This is a genomic window from Streptomyces sp. Qhu_M48 (genome assembly GCF_051305195.1).
Classification (GTDB): Bacteria; Actinomycetota; Actinomycetes; order Streptomycetales; family Streptomycetaceae; genus Streptomyces.
Window position 1 is genome coordinate 2,125,097 of the sequence record NZ_CP195432.1, and the last position, 18,408, is coordinate 2,143,504.

Sequence of the window (18,408 nt, forward strand, 5' to 3'; positions counted from 1 at the left end):
GGTGGCGGTGGCTTCCGTCGGGACGACCAGGGTGGCGACCGCGGTGGGTACCGTGGCCGTGACGACCGCGGGGGCGACAGCCGTGGCGGTGGCTTCCGTCGGGACGACCGGGGCGGCGACCGCGGTGGGTACCGTGGCCGTGATGACCGGGGTGGCGACCGCGGTGGGTACCGCGGTCGCGACGACCGCGAGCGCAGCGACCGCGCGCCCATCAAGCGGCTGCCGATCCCGCCGGAGGTCACCGGTGAGGAGATCGACCCGGATGTGCGCCAGGAGCTCATGAGCCTGCCCAAGGGGCTCGCCGAGGACGTCTCCCGCAACCTCGTCATGGTCGCCCAGCTGATCGACGAGGACCCGGAGCAGGCGTACGAGTACTCGCGGATCGCCCTGCGGCTCGCCTCCCGTGTCGCCGCCGTGCGTGAGGCCGCCGGCTTCGCCGCGTACGCGACGCAGAAGTACTCCGAGGCGCTCGCCGAGTTCCGCGCCGCCCGCCGTATGAGCGGTGGCGTCGAGCTGTGGCCCGTCATGGCCGACTGCGAGCGGGGTCTCAGCCGGCCCGAGCGTGCCCTCGCGATGGCCGGTGAGCCCGAGGTGCAGAAGCTGGACAAGGCCGGGCAGGTCGAGATGCGGCTCGTGGCCGCCGGCGCCCGCCGGGACCTGGGGCAGCTCGACGCGGCGATCGTGACGCTGCAGAGCCCCGAGCTCGCTTCCAGCGCCGTTCACCCGTGGACCGCGCGTCTGCGGTACGCCTACGCGGACGCCCTGCTGGCCGCCGGTCGTGAGCCTGAGGCGCGTGAGTGGTTCGCCAAGGCACTGGAGGCCGACAAGGACGGCGCCACGGACGCCTCGGACCGGCTGGCCGAGATGGACGGCATCGAGTTCGTGGACGCCTTCGACGAGGAGTCGGAGGAGGAGTCGGACGACGTCGACGCCATCGACGTCGATGACGACCACGACGTCGACGACATCGACGAGGACGACGACCTCGACGAGGACGGCAGTGACGACAGCGTCGGCGACAAGAGCTGACACCGTCGGTACGTGAGAAGGGCGGCACCCTCGGGTGCCGCCCTTCTTCGTTTTCCGGTTCTGTCTCAGTCCAGCGCCAGGCTTCTGAGGACCAGGCCCGTCGCCGGTTTCGGGCCGAACGAGGTCGACTTGCGGGGCATCGTGACGCCCTGGCGGGCGAGGTCCCGTACGACCTCCTCGGGTACCGGATGCATGAGGACGGCCGTACAGTCACGGCGTTCCGCCTGGGCGACCGCGGCCTCCGTGTCGTGGATGTAGCTGATGTCCTCGGGTGCGTCCGGGATGCGCCAGACGTGCTCCAGGAGGGTGGAGTGCAGGACCGTCGCGTCCAGGGTGCGCCAGGCCTCGGGACGGTCCGTGCGGATCGTGCGGTCGAGGAGGGCGGGGTCCGGGCGGTCGACGAGGTGGAAGCGCCCGTCCCCGGCGAGGAGGAAGGCGTTGCCCTCGGCCGTGGCCGCCGCGAGGGCCTCCAGGGCCGTCGGCAGGGTCCCCTCCATCCGGCGGACCCGGAACGCGCCGTCGAGGGCCGCGAGGGCGTCGGTGATCGGGAGGCGGTTGAGGAGACGGTGGATCGCGCGGACCCGCAGGGGGTAGCGGGCGGTGTCGATGAGGAGGACCAGGCCGTAGTTCCAGGGCCCCGGCGACACGTGCTCCTCGCGCAGGCGGAGGTAGGTCGCCCAGCGGTGGTGGCCGTCGGCGATCAGGGCCTGGTGGTGGCTGAGCTCGGCGGCGACGGCGGCCTGCTCCGCCGGGTCGGTGACCGCCCAGAGACGGTGGTGGAAACCGTCCTCCGTGGTGGTGGCGAGCAGCGGGGGGCGCTGGACGGTGCGTTCGACGACCTGGTCCGCGCCGTCGCCGTCGCCGACGTACGTGAGGAGCAGGGGCTCCAGGTTGGCGGCCGTGGTCCGCATGAGGGCGGCGCGGTCCTCGACCACGTGCGGCATGACGTCCTCGTGGGGGAGGACGACCCCCTCGGCCGGGGTGGAGAGCTCCAGTGCCCCGATGATGCCCCGCTGCAGGATGCCGTCGCCGTGCTGCTCGTACACGTAGAGCGCGGGCTCCGGGTCGGGGGCGAGGACCCCGTCCGCGAGCCAGCGGTCGAGGGTGACGGCGGCCTTGCGGTGGCGGGTGCCGGCGGTGATCGCCTGCGGGAGGATCAGCCGGACGATGTTGTGCGGGTCGGCGGACTCCAGATGGAGCAGGCCGTCAGGTCGTACGACGACGTCGTAGGGGGGAGACGTCACGGCGGCGAGGCTGCCGACCCGCTCGGGGACGTAACGCAGTCCGCGGAACGGGGCCAGGCGCAGGCCTGCGGCGTCGTCGCGGACGTCGGCGGCCGCGTGACCTGAGGTGTTCATCTCGTCATCGTAGGGGGGCGGTGGCCATGAGCGATGATCGGGGGAGCGGGGGGAAAACCACCCGGTGATGTGAGGAGTCGCGGTGACGGTGCGGAACGGCCAGGGACAGCAGGGCGTCGGCGGGAGTCGGCCGGGTGGCAGCGTGGTGCCGTTGAGCGAGGCGTACGACACGGCGCTCCTGGACCTGGACGGTGTCGTGTACGCGGGCGGGGAGGCCGTTCCGCACGCGGTCGAGTCGCTCGGGGTGGCACGGGCCGGCGGGATGCGCCTGGCGTACGTCACCAACAACGCGCTGCGGACGCCCGACGCCGTGGCGGCACACCTCACGGAGCTCGGGGTGCCGACCGAGGCCGGGGACGTGATCACCTCCGCGCAGGCGGTGGCGCGGCTGATCGCCGACGACGTGCCGGCCGGCTCCCGGGTGCTCGTCATCGGTGGTGAGGGGCTGCGGGTGGCGCTGCGTGAGCGGGGTCTGGTGCCGGTGGACTCGGCGGAGGACGAGCCGGTGGCGGTCGTCCAGGGGTACGGGGGGCCCGAGATGCCGTGGGGGCGGTTCGCGGAGGCGAGCTACGCCGTGGCGCGGGGGCTGCCCTGGTACGCGTCGAACACGGACCTGACGATTCCGGGGGCGCGGGGGATCGGGCCGGGGAACGGGGCGGCGGTGGAGGTCGTACGGATCGCCACGGGCGGTCGCGTGGAGCCGAAGGTCGCGGGGAAGCCGCTTCCGCCGATGCACCGGGAGACGGTGCTGCGGACCGGGGCGGAGCGGCCGCTGGTGGTCGGGGACCGGCTGGACACGGACATCGAGGGCGCGTTCAACGGCGGGGTCGACTCGCTGCTCGTCCTCACCGGGGTGACGGACGTGGCGCAGCTGCTGAGGGCGGTGCCGGAGCACCGGCCGACCTACGTCGACGTCGATCTGCGGGGGCTGCTCCTGGGGCAGCCGGAAGTCGTCGCCGAGGAGGGCGGGGGTTTCGTGTGCGGGGAGTGGCGGGCCTCGGTGAGCGGGGGCGAGCTGGTGCTCGACGGGCCCGGGGGTTCGGCGGAGGCTTCGGAGGGGGGCGCGGGGGGCGTGCTGGACGGGGTGCGGGCCTCGTGCGGGGCGGCCTGGTCGGCGGCCGACGCCGTCGGCGGGGGTGTGCCGGACGCCGCGAAGGCGTTGGCACGGCTCGGGCTGTGAAATTGGGTAGGCTAACCTAACTTTCTCTGGGTCGTGGCAGGAGTACGGGTATGGACGGTCGACAGCAGCGGCTGAGCGCGGAATCGGTCACCCTGGCGTACGAGCAGCGGGTCATCGCCCGCGATCTGTCCGTCGAGATCCCCGACAACTCGTTCACCGTCATCGTCGGGCCGAACGCCTGCGGCAAGTCCACCCTGCTCCGTGCCCTCTCCCGGATGCTGAAGCCCAGCGCGGGCCGGGTCCTGCTCGACGGGCAGTCGATCCACACCCTGCCCGCGAAGAAGGTGGCGAAGACCCTCGGTCTGCTGCCGCAGACCTCCGTGGCGCCCGACGGCATCACCGTCTCCGACCTCGTCGCCCGCGGCCGCTACCCGCACCAGGGGCTGCTGCGCCAGTGGTCCCCGGAGGACGAGCGCGTCACCCGGGAGGCGATGGAGGCGACCGGTGTCGCGGAGCTGGCCGGGCGGTACGTCGACGAGCTGTCCGGCGGCCAGCGCCAGCGCGTCTGGATCGCCATGGCGCTGGCGCAGCAGACGCCGCTGCTCCTGCTCGACGAGCCGACGACCTACCTCGACATCCAGCACCAGATCGACGTCCTCGACCTCTGCGCCGAGCTGCACGAGACCCAGGGCCGGACGCTCGTCGCCGTGCTGCACGACCTCAACCACGCGGCCCGTTACGCGACCCACCTCATCGCCGTACGCGACGGCGAGGTGGTCGCCGAGGGGCCGCCTGCCGAGGTCGTGACCGCGGAGCTGGTCGAACGGGTCTTCGGGCTGCGCTGCCAGGTCATCGACGATCCCGAGACGGGGACGCCGCTGGTCGTACCGGCCGGCCGCAGGGCGCGCGCCCCCCGGCCCGTGCCCGTGGTGGCGTCGCAGGAGCCCGCGCTGCGCACGTGAGCCTCGGGGCCCGGCTCGGAGGCCTCTGCCCCCCGCGGGCCCGTGACGCCGCCGACCTCCTAGAGGAGGGAGCGGAGGCGGAGGAGGTCGCGGAAGCCCGCCTCCAGCTTGACCCGGCCCGAGGCCCAGGCCTTCGCGAAGTTCAGGTCGCCGCCCACCATCGACACCAGGTCGTCGCCGGTCATCGCCAGCCGGATCTGGGCCTTGGTCCGTGGCGGACCCTCCACCGTGGACTCGACGTGGATCCGGCCGTCCGCGAGGCGGCCCGCGAACGTGGTGTCCAGGTCGGTGATGTGGCAGCTCAGGGTGCGGTCGAGCGCGACCGCACCGCGCACGTCGCCGTTCGCCCGCGCCAGGTTGTCCGAGAGTCTGTCGAGTGCGCCGCGGCACTCCGTGATCGTCGCCATCGCCGTCGACCGTACCCCAGGGGTTCGCGGTAGCGTCGGGACCATGAACGACGCGATGCCCGCACCGGAGTCCGCGGACGGGGCGTCCGCGGGGGAGCCGGCGGGCGCGACGCCCGCACCGGAGTCCGTGGAGCCGGTGGCTCCGCAGGAGACCCACGAGCCCGCGGAGGCCGCTCCGCTCGGGGTCGGGCGGGAGCCCACCGGGCATCCCGGTGTCGACGCACACCTGGCGCGTCTCGGCGCGGTGGACCACCTCCCGGCGGACGGACACCTGGAGGTGTACGAGGATGTACACCGTGGACTGCGTGCCGAGCTGACCTCGCTCGACGCGCACCCCGCCCCCCGTCCGAACGAAAACAGGAGCTGAACCGAACGTGGCAGGAGTGGCACGCCGCCGTCTCGACGCCGAGCTGGTCCGGCGCAAGCTCGCGCGCTCGCGCGAGCACGCCAGCCAGCTGATCGCCGCGGGCCGGGTGACCGTAGGCAAGACCGTCGCCACCAAGCCCGCCACCCAGGTCGAGACCGCCGCGGCCATCGTCGTCGTCCAGGACGACTCCGACCCCGACTACGTCTCGCGCGGCGGCCACAAGCTCGCCGGGGCCCTCGCCGCCTTCGTCCCGCTCGGACTGAGGACCGAGGGCCGGCGCGCCCTGGACGCCGGAGCCTCCACCGGCGGCTTCACCGACGTGCTGCTGCGCGCCGGCGCCGCCCATGTCGTGGCCGTCGACGTGGGCTACGGCCAGCTCGCCTGGTCGCTGCAGAGCGACGAGCGGGTCACCGTGAAGGACCGCACGAACGTACGCGAGTTGACACTCGACGCGATCGACGGGATTCCCGTCGACCTCGTCGTCGGCGACCTCTCGTTCATCCCGCTCGGCCTCGTCCTGCCGGCCCTGGTGGCCTGCACGGCGCCCGACGCCGACCTCGTCCTCATGGTGAAACCCCAGTTCGAGGTGGGTAAGGAGCGGCTCGGCACGGGCGGGGTCGTCCGCAGCACCGAACTCCGCGCGGACGCCGTGAAGAACGTCGCCCGGCGCGCCGCCGAACTCGGGCTCGGCGTCCTGGGCGTCACGGCGAGCCCGCTGCCCGGCCCCTCCGGCAACGTCGAGTACTTTCTGTGGCTGCGGGCCGGGGCGCCCGCGCTGGATCCGGCGGATGTCGACCGCGCCGTGGCGGAAGGACCTCGTTGAGCTCAACGGCAGCAGCACCACAGACCGCACCACGCACCGTCTTCCTGCTCGCGCACACCGGCAGGCCCGCCGCCGTGCGCAGCGCCGAACTGGTCGTCCTCGGACTGCTGCGCTGCGGCATCGGCGTCCGAGTCCTGGAGGCCGAGGCGGCGGACATGCCGCTGCCTCCGTCCGTCGAGAAGGTGCCGGAGGCCTGCTCCGACGCGCTCGACGGGTGTGAACTCCTCGTCGTCCTCGGCGGCGACGGAACCCTGCTGCGCGGCGCCGAGTTCTCCCGCGCCTCCGGCGTCCCGATGCTCGGCGTCAACCTGGGCCGCGTCGGCTTCCTCGCCGAGGCCGAGCGCGACGACCTCGACAAGGTCGTCGACCGGGTCGTGACGAAGGCGTACGAGGTCGAGGAGCGGATGACCCTCGACGTCGTCGTGTACGAGAACGGCGACGTCCTGCACCGTGACTGGGCGCTCAACGAGGCGGCCGTCCAGAAGGTGTCCCCCGAACGGATGCTGGAGGTCGTCCTCGCGATCGACGGCCGGCCGGTCACCGGCTTCGGCTGCGACGGGGTGATCTGCGCGACACCGACCGGCTCCACCGCCTACGCCTTCTCGGCGGGCGGCCCGGTCGTCTGGCCCGAGGTCGAGGCGCTGCTCATGGTCCCGATCGGGGCCCACGCCCTCTTCGCCAAGCCGCTCATCACCACCCCCGAGTCGGTGCTCGCCGTCGAGGTCGAGCCGCACACCCCGCACGGGGTGCTCTGGTGCGACGGGCGGCGGACCGTGGAACTCCCGGCGGGGGCGCGGGTCGAGGTACGGCGGGGCGCCGTGCCGGTCCGGCTCGCCCGGCTCCACCACGCGTCCTTCACCGACCGGCTCGTCGCCAAGTTCGCCCTGCCGGTGTCCGGCTGGCGGGGCGCGGCGCGCTGACGCACCTCCACGGGTTCCCCCGTGCGGGCGGGCCGGCGGAGGCGTACGCCCGGCTTCCGGCGCGCGGAACGATCGGCGCGCCGGAGAGTTACGCCCGGGGGTGATGTCGCATCGCACCAGGGAAACCTCGTATGGTCTGGGGCGTGCTGGAGGAGATGCGGATACGGTCGCTCGGGGTCATCGACGACGCGGTGGTCGAGCTGTCGCCCGGCTTCACCGCGGTGACCGGTGAGACCGGTGCGGGCAAGACGATGGTCGTGACCAGCCTCGGGCTGCTGCTCGGAGGACGGGCCGACCCGGCCCTGGTGCGGATCGGCGCGGCGTCGGCCGTCGTCGAGGGGCGGATCAGCGTGCCCGCGGGCGCGCCCGCCGCCGTACGCGCCGAGGAAGCCGGGGCGGAGCTCGACGACGGAGTGCTGCTGGTCAGCCGCACCGTCTCGGCCGAGGGACGCTCACGGGCCCATCTGGGCGGGCGCTCCGTGCCCGTCGGGCTCCTCGCCGAACTCGCCGACGAACTCGTCGCCGTCCACGGCCAGACCGACCAGCAGGGCCTGCTCAAGCCGGCCCGGCAGCGGGGCGCGCTCGACCGGTACGCGGGCGAGGCCGTCTCCGTACCCCTCACCGCCTACGCCGAGGCGTACCGGCGGCTGCGCGCCGTCACCGGAGAGCTGGACGAGATCACCACCCGGGCCCGGGAGCGGGCCCAGGAGGCCGACCTGCTGCGGTTCGGGCTCGGTGAGATCGAGGCCGTCACCCCCCTCGCCGGGGAGGACACCGAACTCGCCGCCGAGGCGGAGCGGCTCGGGCACGCCGAGGCCCTCGCCTCCGCCGCCGCGCTCGCGCACGCCGCGCTCGCGGGCGTGCCCGAGGACCCCGAGTCCGTCGACGCCACGACCCTCGTCGCGGGCGCGAACCGGGCCCTGGAGGCCGTACGGTCCCACGACCCGGCGCTCGCCGCGCTCGCCGAGCGGATGGGGGAGATCTCCATCCTGCTCGGCGACGTCGCCACCGAACTCGCCGGATACGCCGACGACGTCGACGCCGACCCGCTGCGGCTCGCCGCCGTCGAGGAGCGGCGCGCGGCCCTCACCCAGCTCACCCGGAAGTACGGACGGGACGGCGAGGGCATCGCGGCCGTCCTCGCCTGGGCCGAGGAGAGCGCGGGCCGGCTCGGTGAGCTGGACGGCGACGACGACCGCGTCGAGGAGCTCACGGCCGAACGCGACCGGCTGCGCGACGACCTCTCGGTGCTCGCGCAGCGGCTCACCGACGCCCGTACCGAGGCGGCCGACCGGTTCGCCGCCGCCGTCACCGCCGAACTCGCCTCGCTCGCCATGCCCCACGCGCGCGTGTCCTTCGCCCTCGGGCAGACCGAGGACCCCGACGGTGTCGAGGTCGGCGGCCGTCGGGTCGCCTACGGCCCGTCCGGGGCCGACGAGGTCGAGCTGCTGCTCGCCCCGCACCCCGGCGCCCCGCCGCGCCCGATCGCCAAGGGCGCGTCCGGCGGCGAGCTGTCCCGGGTGATGCTGGCCGTGGAGGTCGTCTTCGCGGGCACGGACCCGGTCCCGACCTACCTCTTCGACGAGGTCGACGCCGGTGTCGGCGGCAAGGCGGCCGTGGAGATCGGCCGCCGCCTCGCCAAGCTCGCCAAGACCGCCCAGGTCGTCGTCGTCACCCACCTCCCGCAGGTCGCGGCCTTCGCCGACCGGCAGCTGCTGGTCGAGAAGACCAACGACGGCTCCGTGACCCGCTCCGGCGTCACCGTCCTGGAGGGCGAGGAGCGGGTACGGGAGCTCTCCCGGATGCTCGCGGGCCAGGAGGACTCCGAGACGGCCAGGGCCCACGCCGAGGAGCTGCTCGCGACGGCCCGGGCGGACGGGTGAGGCGCCTCGCCGCCTTCGGTGTCGCCGCGGGGGTGAGCCGCGCGGTGTACGAGGGGCTGCGGGGAGCTTCCGGGCTGCGGGGGACACAGGGGACGTCGCAGGAGACGGAGCGGCGGGAGACGCCGCCGGTGACGTCGGCCGGTTCCGGGCGGCCTGGGGACGGGCCGTGGATACGGACCAACCACGCGGGGCGGAGCGTCGACCTGTACGCCGGGCCCGCGGTGGCGCTCGGCGCGGCGGCCGGCGCCGGAAACGGGCCCGCCGCGTTCGCCGTACTGGCCGCCGGGGCCTGCGGGGCGTACGACGATGCCAGGGGTGATCACCGGCGGGGGTTCCGGGCCCATCTGGCGGCGCTGCGGGGCGGCGAGGTGACCAGCGGGGCCGTCAAGCTCCTCGGGATCGGTGCCGCCTCGGTCGTGGCCGGAGCGCTGCTCAAGGAGCGGGCGGTGGACAAGGCCCTCGCCGGGGTCGTCATCGCCGGCACCGCCCACCTGGTGAACCTCGTGGACGTACGCCCCGGGCGCGCGGGACTCGTCGTCCTCGCCCTCGCCGCCCCCGGACTGCTGCGCGGCTCGCTCGCCGCCGCGCCGATGGGCGCCGTCACGGCGGTCCTCGGGGACGACCTCGGTGAGCGCACCATGCTCGGCGACACGGGCGCGCACGCCCTCGGCGCCGCCGTCGGCAGCGCGATCGCCGCCGGGAACGGGCGGCTCGGGCTCGCCGCGCACGCGGCCGGGCTGGTCGCCGCGGCGGTCTGGGCGGAGCGGGGCGTGGGAGAGAGCGGCTCGGGGGAGCGCGAGGCCCGCGAGGCCTGAGGGGGCGCGAGGGCCGGGGGCGCGCGGGGTGTTCTTGGGCGCTCACCCGAGTGGGTGAACCGTGGGCTGGGTCCCGGAGCCGTACGCCTTCCGTACAGGGGGGCGCCGCCACTTCCGTGCCGGAACGTGCGTACGGTCGGCGGAACGGACTGGCATCCTTGGGCGCGTGACACAGCTCCGTACGGTCCAAGTGCTGGGCGGCGGCAGCGCGGGCAGCAGCGCTCACGTCCGATCACTTGCCTCGGGGCTCGTGGCGAGGGGCGTGCGGGTGACCGTGTGCGCCCCGCCCGAACTCGACCGCGTCTACGACTACCTCGGTGCCGGGGCGCACTTCGTGCCCCTGCCGCGCCTCGGCGACCCCGCCACCGTCGCCGCGCTCCGCAACGCCTGCATCGGCGCGGACGTGGTCCACGCGCACGGCCTGCAGGCCTCCGTGCGGGCCGCGCTCGCGCTGTCCGGCTGCGGGAGCGTGCCGGGCGGCGGCGGCCGCGCGCCGCTCGTCACGACCTGGGACAGCCGGGTCCACGTGGACGGGGCGCGGGGCGGGGTGCTGCGGCTGCTGGAACGAAGGACCGTACGGGCCGCGGCCGTTGTCCTCGCCACCTCCTCCGAACTCGTCGACCGCGCCCGTCGGCGCGGGGCCCGCGACGCGCGGCTCGCGCCCGTCACGGTGCCGGCCGCGCGAGGGCCCGTCTGCCTCCACGACGGCAAGGCCCGGGCCGAACTTGGCGCCGTCGACCGGCCGTTGCTGATGGCGGTCGGCGCCCTGGAGCGAGGGCGGGGGTACCGGACGCTGCTCGACGCGGCGCGGGAGTGGCGGGAGCTCGACCCGCAGCCGCTGCTGGTGATCGCGGGGGAGGGGCCTGAGCGGGCCGCCCTTCAGCGGCGGATCGCCGAGGAAGGGCTCTCCGTCCGGCTGATCGGGCGGCGGGAGGACGTGGCGGAGCTGTTGGCGGCGGCGGATGTGGCCGTGCTTCCGTCGCGGTGGGAGGCGCGGTCCCTGCTCGCGCAGGAGGCGCTGCGCCTCGGTGTGCCGCTCGTCGCCACGGCGGTCGGCGGAGTGCCGGAACTGGTCGGCGACGCGGCGGAGTTGGTGCCCTACGGGGACGCGGCCGCCCTGGCCGGGGCGGTGCGGGGGCTCCTGGAGGACGTGGACCGGCGGATGGACCTGGCGGCGGCGGGGCGGGTACAGGCGAGGTCCTGGCCCACGGAGGACGAGACCGTCGCACATGTGCTGAGCGTGTACGACGAGTTGGCGGGGCGGTAGGGGCTCTGCGCTCCCGGGCGGGCCCGGGCCTTCGGGTCCGGGCCCGCACCCCGCGGGACGGGTGTCCGCGCGGATCCGGGCCCGCACCCCGCGGGACGGGTGCCCGCACAGGCGGGGGCCGTCCCGGGTGGACGGGTCGGCCTACGCGGTGTGGCGGCGGGCTCTGAGGGCCAGGGAGAGGGCCAGAACCGTCTGGGGGTCGTCCAGGTCCGTGCCCAGGAGTTCGGAGATACGGGCCAGGCGGTTGTAGAGGGTCTGGCGGTTGAGGTGGAGCTCCCTGGCCGTCTCCGCCTTGCGGCCCGCGTGCGCCAGGTACGTCTCCAGGGTCGGGAGCAGCGGGGGCCGGGACGTGCGGTCGTGGTCCCGCAGGGGGCCGATCGCGCGGTCCACGAACGCGGCCAGGACGGTGTCGCCGTGGAAGTGCAGCCGCCACAGGAGGAGGTCGATGTCCAGGCGCCGGGCGTCGTACCAGGGGAGGTCCGAGAGGCCCTGCGCGGCCGTCGCCGTCTCGGCCGCGTGCCGCAGGCCCGCGGAGGCCGCCGCCCAGCTGCCGGCGACGCCCACGACCACGACCGGCGGGTGTACGCCCGCGCGTTCGAGGCCCGCCCGTTCCACGCCCGCGCGCAGCGCCGCCGCGACCCGGTCCGCGACCGCCGTGCGTTCCGATTCCGAGCGCAGGCCGAGGAGGAGGGGGACCCGGCCCTCGACCGGGCGGACGCCCAGCAGGACCGGGACGCCGACGGAGGCGAGCTCCTCCAGGACGGCTCGGGCGAGCAGGGCCCAGTTGCCCGAGGGGGAGAGTTCCGAGGCCAGGCGCATGACCACCGGCAGGAGCGGGCCGTCGCCCGGCTTGAAGCCGAGGACCCGGGCCTGCGCCGGGGCGTCCTCGGCCGCGATCCGCCCCTCCGCCAGGTCGGTCAGGAAGTCGCCCCGGCCGCGGGCGGCCAGCTCCTCCTCCTGGCGTGCCTGCATGAGGACGACCGCCAGGAGGCCGGCCGCGCGCTCGGCGGCCATCCGGTGGACGGGGGAGAGGGCGCCGGAGACCGACAGCAGGACGAGGCGGGCCCGTACCGAGGCCGTGCCGGGGCCGCCGCCGGGCACGTCGACGAGGACCGTTCCGGTGGGCGGGCCGGACTCGCGGGCCGCCCGCTGGCCGCGCAGCCCGTCCCACACCTGGAGCGGGTCGGCGGGCGCGGACTCGGTGCCCGCCGCGTACAGCAGCTGCCCGTCGGCGGTCTCCAGGAAGACGGGGTTGGCGGCGAAGTCGGAGAGGATGCGGAGCACCTGCGGGATTCCGCCGCCGCCGAGCAGCGCCTCCGTGCACTGCCGGTGGACCTCCTCGGCCTGCCGGAGGAGCGCGTAGTGCCCGTTGACGATCTCGGTGTGGATCTCCTCCGTGACAGCCACGAAGGGGACCTCGCGGTGCAGCTGCACCAGCGGGAGCCCGGCGGCCCGCGCGGTCTCCACTATCGTCGCCGGGAGGCGGGCGAAGCGCGGCCCCAGCTCCACCACGAGCGCCGCGATGCCCCGGTCGGCGAGGCGTCGTACGAAGGCCCGCTGCTCGGCGGGCCGGGTGCCGAGACCGAGGCCCGTGGTCAGCAGCAGCTCGCCGCCCTTGAGCAGCGACGCGATGTTCGGCACCTCGCCCGCGTGCACCCAGCGCACCGTGCGGTGCAGCCGGTCGGCGCCGGTGACGACCTCCGGGAGCCCGCCGCGCAGGCCCGGGAGTTCGAGCGCCCGCTGCACGGTGATCCCGCCCTGATTGTCCATGGGCCCGGACGCTACCCGCGTCCGTGTTCCGGCGACATCACCCCAGGGTCACGGGACGGGACACCTCGTACACCGCCCCGACAACTCGTCGTCCCGCGGCGGACTTTGCGCGACCACCTGTCGACTGTGTCCTGTGTCACTCCCGCACGGAGTGTGCCTCAGGCCGCGGCGGGGGCGATGTTGTGGTTGAAGCGGAAGACGTTGTCGGGGTCGTACGCGGCCTTCACGGCGGCCAGCCGCCGGGCGTTCTCCGCGCCGAGGCCGGCCGTGATCCGGTCGGCTCCCTCGGCGCCGATGAAGTTCAGGTACACGGCGCCGGCCGACCACGGACGCATGGCGGCCCGTACGTCCTTCACCCAGCGCACCACCCGCTCGTCGTCGGCCGGGTCCTCCCACACCCCGAAGGGGTGGACGGCCCAGGGAGCGGTCCGCCACGGCAGCGGGAAGTCGGCGGGACCGTCCGCGACCCGCCCGCCCATCGGGAACATCACGTGCTGCGTCCCGCTCGGTACCGGCATGTCCCCGGCCCGCTCGCAGAACCGGTCCACCGCCTCGTTCGGGAACCCCGTCAGGTACTCGGCCGACCAGTAGTTCCGCATGCCGGGCGGGTCGTCGAGCATGCACTGGAGCTGTACGTAGGGGATCTCCGTCACCATCGCGGCCGCGGGCTCCAGCGCGGCCAGCGGCGCCACGATCTCCCGCAGCCCCGGCTCCGGCCCCGCGTACGTGACGAGCACGCCGCAGACCAGCCTCCCGACCAGCTCCGGCGGTACGAACTCCTCCGGCGGGCCCGTCATGTAGATGGCGCCGCCGCCCACCTCGTCCGGCGCCGGGGCGTCTATCAGATCCCGGTACGCGGAGACCGCCTCGGGCCCCGCGTCGGCGGGGAAGAGCAGCAGCGCGAAGCCGAACTCCGGCAGCGGGTGGACCCGCAGCGTCATCGAGGTCACCACGCCGAAGTTCCCGCCGCCGCCGTGCAGCGCCCAGAACAGCTCCGGGTTCTTCTCGGCGTCCGCGTGGACGTGCCTGCCGTCGGCCGTGACCAGCTCCACCGCGAGGAGGTTGTCGCAGGCGAGCCCGAACTTCCGCTCCAGCCAGCCCGAACCGCCTCCGAGCGTGAACCCGCCGACCCCCGTCGTGGACACCCGCCCGCCGGTCACCGCCACGCGGAACGGCTGGCAGGCGTGGTCCAGATGACTCATCGTGGCCCCGCCGGCCACTCGTACCGTCATGTTCTCCGGATCGGCGACCACCGTGTGCATCCTGCGCAGGTCCACGACGAGCCCGCCGTCGTTGAGCGCCGAACCGGCGACGCTGTGGCCGCCGCCGCGCACCGCGATCGGCAACTCCGCCGTCCGGCCGAAGAGGACCGCGTTGGTGACGTCCTCCGGCGTCTCGCACTGGGCGATGACGGCGGGGCGCCGGTCGATCATCGCGTTGAAGACGGTCCGCGCCTCGTCGTAGCCCGGATCGCCCGGTACGTACACCTCTCCGGCGAGATCCTCGCGCAGACCCGCGAGCGCGGCGTCCGGGACGGCGGTCCGGGGAGCCATGGGAGCCCCCCCTTTCGTGCGGGGGACGGACCCCTTCATCGTAGGTCCGGGGTCCGCCGCCCGCCGCTCAGCCGCCGTATGCCCCGCTCGCCGTGAGACGCAGCGCCGTGTCGATCAGCGGGACGTGGCTGAAGGCCTGCGGGAAGTTGCCGACCTGCCGCTGGAGCCTCGGGTCCCACTCCTCGGCGAGCAGCCCCAGGTCGTTGCGGAGCGCGAGCAGCTTCTCGAAGAGCGTGCGCGCCTCGTCCACCCGGCCGATCATCGCCAGGTCGTCCGCCAGCCAGAACGAGCACGCCAGGAACGCGCCCTCGTCGCCCTCCAGGCCGTCGACCCCGGCCTCCTCGCCGGCGGTGGGGTAGCGCAGCACGAAGCCGTCCTCGGTCGACAGCTCGCGCTGGATCGCCTCGATCGTGCCGATGACCCGCTTGTCGTCCGGCGGCAGGAAGCCCATCTGCGGGATCAGCAGCAGCGAGGCGTCCAGCTCCTTGGAGCCGTACGACTGCGTGAACGTGTTCCGCTCCTTGTCGTAGCCCTTCTCGCAGACGTCCCGGTGGATCTCGTCGCGCAGCTCGTGCCAGCGCTCCAGCGGGCCGTCGGCGTCCCCGGACTCGATGAGCTTGATCGTGCGGTCGACGGCCACCCAGGCCATCACCTTGGAGTGGACGAAGTGCCGGCGCGGGCCGCGCACCTCCCAGATGCCCTCGTCGGGCTGGTCCCAGTGCTTCTCCAGGTAGTTGATCAGCTTGATCTGGAGGAGCGAGGCGTAGTCGTTGCGGGAGAGTCCCGTCATGTGCGCGAGGTGGAGGGCCTCGGTGACCTCGCCGTAGACGTCCAGCTGGAGCTGGTTGGCGGCGCCGTTGCCGACCCGGACCGGTCCGGAGTTCTCGTACCCCGGGAGCCAGTCGAGCTCCGCCTCGCCGAGCTCGCGCTCGCCGGCGATGCCGTACATGATCTGGAGGTTCTCCGGGTCGCCCGCGACCGCCCTGAGGAGCCAGTCCCGCCAGGCGCGGGCCTCCTCGCGGTAGCCGGTGCGCAGCATCGAGGAGAGGGTGATCGCCGCGTCCCGCAGCCAGGTGTAGCGGTAGTCCCAGTTGCGGACGCCGCCGATCTCCTCGGGCAGCGAGGTGGTCGGCGCGGCCACGATCCCGCCGGTCGGCGCGTACGTCAGCGCCTTGAGGGTGATCAGGGAGCGGATCACGGCCTCCCGGTAGGGGCCGTGATACGTGCAGTGCTCGACCCACTCGCGCCAGAAGTCGGCGGTCGCCTCCAGGGAGCCCTCGGGGTCCGGCAGCGCGGGCGGCTCCTTGTGGGAGGGCTGCCAGGAGAGCGTGAACGTGATCCGGTCGCCGGGGTTGACCGTGAAGTCGGAGTACGTCGTGAGGTCCTTGCCGTGCGTCTCGGCGTCGGTGTCCAGCCACACCGAGTCGGGTCCCGCGACGGCGACCGTCCGCTCCCCGACCTTGTGGACCCACGGCACGATCCGGCCGTAGCTGAACCGCATCCGCAGCGCGGAGCGCATCCGGACCCGGCCGGAGACGCCCTCCACGATCCGGATGAGCTGGGGCGCCCCGTCGCGCGGAGGCATGAAATCGGTCACCCGGACCGTGCCGCGTGGGGTGTCCCACTCGGACTCCAGGATCAGCGAGTCGCCGACGTAGCGACGCCGGTCGGCCGGGGCGGGCTCGGCGTCGGCGGACCCGGCGGGGCCCACCCGCCAGAATCCGTGATCCTCGGTGCCGAGGAGCCCGGCGAAGATCGCGTGCGAGTCGAAGCGGGGGAGACACAGCCAGTCGACGCTGCCGTCCCGGCAGACCAGGGCGGCGGTCTGCATGTCTCCGATGAGTGCGTAATCCTCGATGCGCCCGGCCACGTGCTTCACTCCAGTCGAACGGCCATGTCCGCCCCGCGGGGCGCTTGCTCAGATGCTCCGGCTGGGTGTCAGCCGGGTCGGCGTGTGTCAGCGGTCAGGGGATCGTCGACGAGCTGTATGGGCCGGACGGGGTCCCCGGGCGTTCGGCTCCGGGGGGAAGGCGGGGTGGCGCCGTTGCCCGGCCGGCTCGGCGTGCAATGTCCGAGCAGGATACGTCGGACCCCGGTGCCCCGGTGATCACGTCGGTAACAGCGTTGCTCCGATCGGGTGAACGCGTCTTCATCCTGGTGCGAGGACCGCCCTTCGTGCGCTGCGAGGTCCGTCTTTCGCCCGGTGGGAGGTCCTTCCGCCCACCCGGTGGGGGCCCCTTCCGATCCGCGCGTCGCCGTCCGTGTGCACCCGACTGCCACGTGTGGCCGGAAGCGGTCTCCTGATGTCGCTGATACCCTGGTACCCCGTGGACCGGTGGGAAACGGCGAGAGCCGAGGACCCCGAAACCGCAGCGACGGCACCCCCCGATTCTTCCGGAGGGGACGCCGGTACGCACCTCCAGAACGCGACCACGGGAGCCCCCTCTTGGCGATGCCGCCCAAAACCACGACGACCAAGCACATCTTCGTCACCGGGGGTGTCGCCTCCTCCCTCGGCAAGGGCCTGACCGCCTCCAGCCTGGGTGCGCTCCTCAAGGCCCGGGGCCTTCGGGTCACGATGCAGAAGCTCGACCCCTACCTGAACGTCGACCCGGGCACGATGAACCCCTTCCAGCACGGTGAGGTGTTCGTCACCAACGACGGCGCCGAGACCGACCTGGACATCGGCCACTACGAGCGCTTCCTCGACGTCGACCTCGACGGCTCGGCCAACGTCACCACCGGCCAGGTCTACTCGCAGGTCATCGCCAAGGAGCGGCGCGGCGAGTACCTCGGTGACACCGTGCAGGTCATCCCGCACATCACCAACGAGATCAAGTCCCGGATCCGCCGCATGGCGACCGACGACGTCGACGTCGTCATCACCGAGGTCGGCGGCACGGTCGGCGACATCGAGTCCCTGCCGTTCCTGGAGACCGTCCGCCAGGTCCGCCACGAGGTCGGCCGCGACAACGTCTTCGTCGTGCACATCTCGCTGCTGCCCTACATCGGCCCCTCCGGCGAGCTGAAGACCAAGCCGACCCAGCACTCCGTCGCCGCCCTGCGCAACATCGGCATCCAGCCCGACGCGATCGTGCTGCGCGCCGACCGCGAGGTCCCGACCGCCATCAAGCGCAAGATCTCGCTGATGTGCGACGTCGACGAGGCCGCCGTGGTCGCCGCCATCGACGCCAAGTCGATCTACGACATTCCGAAGGTTCTGCACACCGAGGGCCTCGACGCCTACGTCGTGCGCAAGCTCGACCTGCCGTTCCGCGACGTCGACTGGACGACCTGGGACGACCTGCTGGACCGGGTGCACAACCCGGATCACGAGGTCACGGTCGCGCTCGTCGGCAAGTACATCGACCTGCCCGACGCGTACCTCTCGATCACCGAGGCCATGCGGGCCGGCGGCTTCGCCAACAAGGCCCGGGTCAAGGTCAAGTGGGTCACCTCCGACGACTGCAAGACGGCGGCCGGCGCGAAGAAGCAGCTCGGCGACGTCGACGCGATCCTCATTCCCGGTGGCTTCGGCGACCGCGGTGTGAACGGCAAGATCGGCGCGATCCAGTACGCCCGCGAGAACAAGGTGCCGCTGCTCGGCATCTGCCTCGGCCTGCAGTGCATCGTCATCGAGGCCGCGCGGAACCTGGCGGGCATCCCGGACGCCAACTCCACCGAGTTCGACCCGGCCACCGCGCACCCCGTCGTGTCGACGATGGAGGAGCAGCTGGCGTTCGTCGAGGGCGCGGGCGACCTGGGCGGAACGATGCGCCTGGGCCTGTACCCGGCGAAGCTCGCCGAGGGCTCGATCGTGCGTGAGGTCTACGACGACCAGCCGTACGTGGACGAGCGCCACCGCCACCGCTACGAGGTGAACAACGCCTACCGCGCGGAGCTGGAGAAGAAGGCCGGCCTGGTCTTCTCCGGCACCTCCCCGGACAACAAGCTCGTCGAGTACGTCGAGTACCCGCGCGAGATCCACCCCTACCTGGTCGCCACGCAGGCGCACCCGGAGCTGCGCTCGCGCCCGACGCGTCCGCACCCGCTCTTCGCGGGCCTGGTGAAGGCGGCCGTGGAGCGCAAGACGGGCACGCCGGCGAAGTAGCCGGCCTGTCGGTTCCTGGCGTT

The 18,408-nt window shown here is 73.6% G+C and carries 15 protein-coding genes; 10 read left to right on the forward strand and 5 right to left on the reverse strand.

Going from position 1 to position 18,408, the window contains the following annotated elements; genetic code table 11:
- The first annotated feature begins 279 nt into the window (after positions 1-279).
- Positions 280-1,029: a hypothetical protein gene (locus ACRRSS_RS09890; RefSeq protein WP_435975293.1), complete on the forward strand. Its 750-nt coding sequence runs from the start codon at positions 280-282 to the stop codon at positions 1,027-1,029.
- A 65-nt stretch (positions 1,030-1,094) separates the two neighbouring features.
- On the opposite strand, the gene ACRRSS_RS09895 is transcribed toward ACRRSS_RS09890, so the two are convergent.
- Complete coding sequence (locus ACRRSS_RS09895; RefSeq protein WP_435970839.1) at positions 1,095-2,387, reverse strand: DUF1015 domain-containing protein; 1,293 nt, start codon at positions 2,385-2,387, stop codon at positions 1,095-1,097.
- An 82-nt stretch (positions 2,388-2,469) separates the two neighbouring features.
- Between ACRRSS_RS09895 and ACRRSS_RS09900 the strand changes: the two genes are divergently transcribed.
- Positions 2,470-3,567: an HAD hydrolase-like protein gene (locus ACRRSS_RS09900; protein ID WP_435970840.1), complete on the forward strand. Its 1,098-nt coding sequence runs from the start codon at positions 2,470-2,472 to the stop codon at positions 3,565-3,567.
- Positions 3,568-3,617: 50 nt separating this feature from the next.
- The gene (locus ACRRSS_RS09905; RefSeq protein ID WP_435970841.1) at positions 3,618-4,469 is read left to right on the forward strand and encodes an ABC transporter ATP-binding protein; all 852 of its coding nucleotides are present in this window, start codon (positions 3,618-3,620) and stop codon (positions 4,467-4,469) included.
- Between the two features lie 59 nt (positions 4,470-4,528).
- On the opposite strand, the gene ACRRSS_RS09910 is transcribed toward ACRRSS_RS09905, so the two are convergent.
- A complete protein-coding gene (locus ACRRSS_RS09910; RefSeq protein ID WP_435970842.1) occupies positions 4,529-4,876 on the reverse strand; it encodes an SCP2 sterol-binding domain-containing protein in 348 nt (115 codons plus the stop codon).
- Between the two features lie 43 nt (positions 4,877-4,919).
- Here ACRRSS_RS09910 and ACRRSS_RS09915 point away from each other — a divergent pair, with 43 nt between their 5' ends.
- The 6 genes from ACRRSS_RS09915 (at position 4,920) to ACRRSS_RS09940 (ending at position 10,951) form a co-directional block, all read left to right on the forward strand.
- Positions 4,920-5,243 (forward strand): hypothetical protein, encoded by a 324-nt coding sequence (locus ACRRSS_RS09915; protein WP_435970843.1) that lies wholly within the window; start codon positions 4,920-4,922, stop codon positions 5,241-5,243.
- A gap of 7 nt (positions 5,244-5,250) precedes the next feature.
- Positions 5,251-6,066 (forward strand): TlyA family RNA methyltransferase, encoded by an 816-nt coding sequence (locus ACRRSS_RS09920; protein ID WP_435970844.1) that lies wholly within the window; start codon positions 5,251-5,253, stop codon positions 6,064-6,066.
- Positions 6,063-6,986, forward strand: a complete 924-nt coding sequence (locus ACRRSS_RS09925; RefSeq protein ID WP_435970845.1) for an NAD kinase — start codon at positions 6,063-6,065, stop codon at positions 6,984-6,986. Before ACRRSS_RS09920 ends, ACRRSS_RS09925 begins: the two co-directional genes overlap by 4 nt.
- Before the next feature lie 131 nt (positions 6,987-7,117).
- A complete protein-coding gene (gene recN, locus ACRRSS_RS09930) occupies positions 7,118-8,869 on the forward strand; it encodes a DNA repair protein RecN (RefSeq protein ID WP_435970846.1) in 1,752 nt (583 codons plus the stop codon).
- On the forward strand, positions 8,866-9,684 hold the full coding sequence (locus ACRRSS_RS09935) for a hypothetical protein (protein WP_435970847.1): 819 nt from the start codon (positions 8,866-8,868) through the stop codon (positions 9,682-9,684). The genes recN and ACRRSS_RS09935 overlap by 4 nt, the downstream gene beginning before the upstream one ends.
- Before the next feature lie 166 nt (positions 9,685-9,850).
- Positions 9,851-10,951 carry a glycosyltransferase family 4 protein gene (locus ACRRSS_RS09940; RefSeq protein WP_435970848.1) on the forward strand — a complete coding sequence of 367 codons (1,101 nt, stop codon included), beginning with the start codon at positions 9,851-9,853 and terminating at the stop codon, positions 10,949-10,951.
- Positions 10,952-11,092: 141 nt separating this feature from the next.
- Here the strand turns inward: ACRRSS_RS09940 and ACRRSS_RS09945 are convergent, their stop codons facing one another.
- The 3 genes from ACRRSS_RS09945 to ACRRSS_RS09955 form a co-directional block, all read right to left on the reverse strand.
- Entirely contained in the window at positions 11,093-12,721 is a 1,629-nt protein-coding gene (locus ACRRSS_RS09945) for a PucR family transcriptional regulator (RefSeq protein WP_435970849.1), read from the reverse strand.
- 158 nt (positions 12,722-12,879) lie between these two features.
- Positions 12,880-14,274, reverse strand: coding sequence for an FAD-binding oxidoreductase (locus ACRRSS_RS09950; protein ID WP_435970850.1), 1,395 nt, complete (start codon positions 14,272-14,274; stop codon positions 12,880-12,882).
- A 67-nt stretch (positions 14,275-14,341) separates the two neighbouring features.
- Entirely contained in the window at positions 14,342-16,144 is a 1,803-nt protein-coding gene (locus ACRRSS_RS09955; protein ID WP_435970851.1) for a glycoside hydrolase family 15 protein, read from the reverse strand.
- Between the two features lie 582 nt (positions 16,145-16,726).
- Here ACRRSS_RS09955 and ACRRSS_RS09960 point away from each other — a divergent pair.
- Positions 16,727-18,385, forward strand: coding sequence for a CTP synthase (locus ACRRSS_RS09960; protein ID WP_435970852.1), 1,659 nt, complete (start codon positions 16,727-16,729; stop codon positions 18,383-18,385).
- The last annotated feature ends 23 nt before the right edge of the window (positions 18,386-18,408 follow it).

Coding starts and splice junctions, on each gene's coding strand:
- ACRRSS_RS09890 (WP_435975293.1), top strand. CDS start 280: ATGAGCCTGCCCAAGGGGCTCGCCGAGGACGTCTCCCGCAACCTCGTC.
- ACRRSS_RS09895 (WP_435970839.1), bottom strand. CDS start 2,387: ATGAACACCTCAGGTCACGCGGCCGCCGACGTCCGCGACGACGCCGCA.
- ACRRSS_RS09905 (WP_435970841.1), top strand. CDS start 3,618: ATGGACGGTCGACAGCAGCGGCTGAGCGCGGAATCGGTCACCCTGGCG.
- ACRRSS_RS09910 (WP_435970842.1), bottom strand. CDS start 4,876: ATGGCGACGATCACGGAGTGCCGCGGCGCACTCGACAGACTCTCGGAC.
- ACRRSS_RS09915 (WP_435970843.1), top strand. CDS start 4,920: ATGAACGACGCGATGCCCGCACCGGAGTCCGCGGACGGGGCGTCCGCG.
- recN (WP_435970846.1), top strand. CDS start 7,118: ATGGTCTGGGGCGTGCTGGAGGAGATGCGGATACGGTCGCTCGGGGTC.
- ACRRSS_RS09945 (WP_435970849.1), bottom strand. CDS start 12,721: ATGGACAATCAGGGCGGGATCACCGTGCAGCGGGCGCTCGAACTCCCG.
- ACRRSS_RS09950 (WP_435970850.1), bottom strand. CDS start 14,274: ATGGCTCCCCGGACCGCCGTCCCGGACGCCGCGCTCGCGGGTCTGCGC.
- ACRRSS_RS09960 (WP_435970852.1), top strand. CDS start 16,727: ATGCCGCCCAAAACCACGACGACCAAGCACATCTTCGTCACCGGGGGT.